At 44.9% G+C, this 247-nt stretch carries 1 protein-coding gene; it reads left to right on the top strand.

Going from position 1 to position 247, the window contains the following annotated elements; translation table 11 throughout:
- Positions 1–247: transposase (locus E2L07_RS20625; protein ID WP_166740149.1), on the top strand; the 247-nt coding region annotated here is incomplete at both ends.

The following is a 247-nucleotide window of genomic DNA, read 5'->3' as shown; positions in this document are numbered from 1 at the left end:
TCTGGAAGGGGTTCGCCGCCGAGTGCAAAAAACGTTCCATCCGTATCATCGAAAACGATGTAAACGGATCAAACATCTGTTTCAGAAAGAGAGAGAAGGACTGGATGATAAGCAAAAGAAGAAGGTAGAGCGGTACTTAGAGCTATCCCCTGATTTAAGGGAAGCGTATGAGCTAAAAGAACATTTTCGTCAGTGGTATCAAGAAGCGAAGATGCAAGGAAGGGAAGGACGAATGAGCGAGGTGAAA

This window comes from Halalkalibacterium halodurans, from assembly GCF_004376175.1.
In the GTDB taxonomy this organism is placed as follows: Bacteria; Bacillota; Bacilli; order Bacillales; family Bacillaceae_D; genus Halalkalibacterium; species Halalkalibacterium halodurans.
This window is presented reverse-complemented; position numbering and strand designations above follow the sequence as displayed.